The 4,140-nt window shown below is 67.8% G+C and carries 1 protein-coding gene; it reads right to left on the bottom strand.

What is annotated here, in order from left to right; all coding sequences use genetic code 11:
* Positions 1-158: 158 nt before the first annotated feature.
* A complete protein-coding gene (locus GUY60_RS35255) occupies positions 159-4,025 on the bottom strand; it encodes a GH92 family glycosyl hydrolase (protein WP_161705433.1) in 3,867 nt (1,288 codons plus the stop codon).
* Positions 4,026-4,140 lie beyond the last annotated feature (115 nt).

Genomic DNA, 4,140 nt, shown 5'->3' with positions numbered 1-4,140 from the left:
AGGCGGCGGGGCTATGAGGGTCGGTGCTGCGTCCCCCGTTCCGGACGCGGACCTGCTGTTCATCGCGTACTGCCCTTCTGTCCACGCCGCCCGCACCCGCCGACGGCGGATGCCGGGCCCCTTCCCCAACGGGACCCGGCACCTGGACGTGTGTCCGACTATGAGATCAATTCGACCTCGGCAAGTGTCGCAGCTCCCTTCGGCACGAGCCGATAGTGGCCGTAGGTCCCCGGATCGCCCACCGAGAACACCCGGGTCTGCTGGTCCCAGGCGAAGCTCTGGCCGGATCTGCGGTCCAGGACCTGCCACTCGGAGCCGTCCCGCGAACCCTCCAACACCCAGCCGTCCGGGGCCTTCGCACGGTCCGCCGCGGTGAGGGTGTACTGCACGGCACGGGTGGCGCCCGCGATCGGCAGGTTCACCGAGGCGACCTCGGCGGCCGTCTTCGAGGAGTTGTCGAAGAGTGGTCCGGTTCCCTTCGTGGCGTCCTCGCGGGGTGCCGGAGCCTTGTCGTCCTGCGTGATCGAGACCGGCGCCGCGTCCTTGCCGGTGCCCCACTTCGACGGCTTCGGGCCCATGTCGAACTCCAGGGTGCCGCCGCGGGCGATCTCCTTGTGCGGCAGGGCAGTTGATGTCCAACGCTTGCCGTTGACCTTCAGGCCCTGCACGTAGATGTTCTCCGCGCTGTTCTCCGGGGCCTTCACGACCAGCTCGCGGCCGCCGTCCAGGTGCACCGTCGCCTTGGTGAACAGCGGCGAGCCGATGGCGTATTCGCCGCTGCCCATCACCAGCGGGTAGAAGCCGAGCGCGGAGAACAGGTACCAGGCGCTCTGCTCGCCGTTGTCCTCGTCGCCGTGGTAACCCTGGCCGATCTCGCTGCCGGTGTAGAGCCGGGACAGCACCTCGCGCACCTTCTCCTGCGTCTTCCAGGGCTGCGAGGCCGCGTTGTACATGTACGTGGCGTGGTGGGCGACCTGGTTGCTGTGGCCGTACATGCCCATCCGTACGTCACGGGCCTCCGTCATCTCGTGGATGACCCCGCCGTACGAACCGGTGAACTCGGGTGCCGCCGTCTCCGGGGTGTCGAAGTACGTGTCGAGTTTCTCGCCGAGTCCGGAGCGGCCGCCGTACAGGTTCGCCAGACCGCGCGAGTCCTGCGGCGCGGTGAAGGCGTAGCCCCAGCCGTTGGTCTCCGTGTAGTCGTAACCCCACACGCGCGGGTCGTACTTCGAGGACTCCAGGCGCCAGTCGCCCTTCAGGTCGCGCCCCTGGAAGAAGCCAGAACTCCCTTGCCCCGCACCGGCCTTGGCGTCGAACAGCTTCACGTAATTGCGGGCGCGGTTGAGGAAGTACTCGGACTCCTCCTTGTACCGCTTCTCACCCGTCTTCTTGTAGAGCGCCTGACCCATCTTCGCGATGCCGTAGTCGTTGAGGTAACCCTCAAGGGACCACGACAGGCCCTCATGGGTCTCCGTGGACGCGTAGCCGAGGAACGGCGAGGTCTCCATGCCCTTGCGGCCCACGCCCGAACTCGGCGGCACCACCGTCGCGTTCTTCAGCGCCGCGTCGTACGCCGACTTCGCGTCGAAGTCCACGCCCTTCACGTACGCGTCGGCGAACGCCACATCCGAGGACGTGCCGGTCATCAGGTCCGCGTAACCCGGCGAGGACCAGCGCGAGATCCAGCCGCCGTCCTTGTACTGCTGCACGAACCCGTCGACCAGCTCGCCCGCCTTCTTCGGCGTGAGGAAGGAGTACGCGGGCCAGGTGGTGCGATACGTGTCCCAGAAGCCGTTGTTGACGTACACCTCGCCGTCGACGATCTTCGCCCCGGTGTGCGTCGGGGTGTCAGGTCCTGTCTGCTTCGAGAACGGGCTTGCGTACTGCGTCTTCGTACCGCCGTCCTTCTGCACCACCTGCTCGTGCCCCGAGTTGGGGTACAGGTAAAGCCGGTACAGGCCGGAGTAGAGCGTCGTCAGCTGGTCCTCGCTCGCGCCCTCGACCTCCACCTTGCCGAGCAGCGCGTCCCACTGCGCCTGCGCCCGCGATTTCACGCCCGCGAAGGTCGTACCGGACGGAATCTCCTCGTCCAGGTTGGCCTTCGCCTGGTCGATGGAGATGAGGGAAGTGGCCAGCCGCAGCGTGACCGTGCGGTCCTTGCCCGCGTCGAACCGCAGATGCCCCTTGACGCCGCTCGCGTCGCCGCCCTTCACCGGCTTGTCGAAAGTGCCGTACACGAAAAGGCGGGTGGCGCCCGTCGACAGTCCGCTCTTGACGTCCGAGTAGCCGGTGACGACGCCCTTGTCCTGGTCGAGGGTGAGCCCGGCCTTGTCGGAGACGTTGTCGAAGAGCACGCTCGTGTCGTCGCCCGGGTACGTGAAGCGCATCATCGCCGCGTGGTCGGTGGGCGCCATCTCGGCCTTGATGCCGTTCTCGAACTCCACCCCGTAGTAGTGCGGCCGCGCCGTCTCGTTCTCGTGCCGGAACGGCAGCGCCCGCTTCTTCCGGTCCAGGTCGGGGGTGCCCTCGGCGGCTGAGGGCAGCACCTGGAACGTCTGCCGCTCACCCATCCACGGGCTCGGCTCATGGCTCGCGCTGAACGCCTGCACCGTCGGCAGGTTGTCCTCGTTGTTGCCGCGCGCGTAGTCGTACAGCCAGCTCAGGGAGCCCGCGTTGGTCACCGGCGTCCAGAAGTTGAAGCCGTGCGGCACGGCCGTCGCCGGGAAGGTGTTGCCGCGCGAGAAACCGCCACTGGAGTTGGTGCCGCGCACCGTGGACGCGTAGTCGGAGAGGTGCGCCTTGGGCTTCGCCGGCGGTGCGCTCCTGAGGGCCACGTCGTCGACCCAGCCCTGGAACTTCGACGTGCCCTTGGGGGAGTCGTACGCCACCAGGATCCGGTCGACGGTCTTACCCGCGGCGACCCGCCCGAGCTCGGCGGCCACATGGTTCCACTGGTTCACGTAGAGCCGCTTCGCCGCGGCCTGCCCCTGCGGAGTGAGCGAACCACCGTGCTTGTCCGTGGCGTTGAGGTCGCTCAGATACGTGCCGTCCGTGAACGCCAGATCCACCGAGACATGCGTGGCGGCGTAGCTCAGGTCAGGCGCGGGCTCCGGCATGGCCGGGAACACCCGGTACGACAGCTCGGTGTCACGCGCTATCGCCACATCGACATCGAAGACCTTGTTGTACGAGTAGCCGCGCCCCGCCGCCTGATGCGTACCGGCGTACCGCAGCGCGCGCTTGCCGGTGAACCCGGCACCGGCCTTCGCGGTCGGCGAACCACTCGGCCCGCGGTGCACCGCCGACTGCATGTTCTCGGGCGCGGGCCCGCCCGTACTGCCGTCAGAGATCTGCAGGTCGGCAAGTTGAGTCGCGTCCTCCGCACCGTTGTTGGCGCCGATCTCCAGGCGGTAGTGCGCGTACGCGGTGTCGTTGGCGAAGTCGTACGACTTGACCTGGAGCCGCTTGTCGAAGGTCTCGCCGGAACGGGAGTCGAGGGTCTTCCACTCCTTGCCGTCGGCCGAGCCCTTGAGGGTCCAGTCCTTCGGGTCACGCTCGGCGTGGTCGTTGGCCGAAGTCAGCGCGTATTTCTTGACCTTGATGGCCTCGGACAGGTCGTACTCGACCCAGGCGGTCTTCGCGAAGGCCAGCCACTTGCTGCTCGACTCCCCGTCGATGAGGTTCTCCTTCACCTCACCGGACCCGGCGTTCTCGTCACTGGCCCGGACCTCGCTCACCCGGTCGGTGACATTGCCGGGGATACCGCTGCTGAACGCGCCGTCGACCCCGGAGGTCTTCTTCTTGCCGTCGGGGGTGGTGTCGACAGTGTCGGTCCAGGTGGGGGCGGGCTGTCCGGCTTCGAAGGAGGAGCTGAACTCGCCCTTGCCGTCCGCTGGTTGAGGTGCGGCCTGCGTGGTGCCCTGGGCGGCGGTGACGAGGAGGAGTGCGGCCACGGGCACGGCGGCGAGGGGTCTGCGCGCTCTGCTCAGGGCACGTCTGCCACGCGCTCTGCGGCGCGACAGCATTCGGTGGGGACTCTGCATGCGGGGCCTCCAGGCGGGCCGACGGACAACGTTGTCAGATCGCTGCGCAGGGTCCAGTAGGGCGTCAAGTGGGGGGTGGTGTCAAGGGTGTTGGGGG

The sequence above is a fragment of the Streptomyces boluensis genome (genome assembly GCF_009908195.1).
Lineage (GTDB): Bacteria > Actinomycetota > Actinomycetes > Streptomycetales > Streptomycetaceae > Streptomyces > Streptomyces boluensis.
This window is presented reverse-complemented; position numbering and strand designations above follow the sequence as displayed.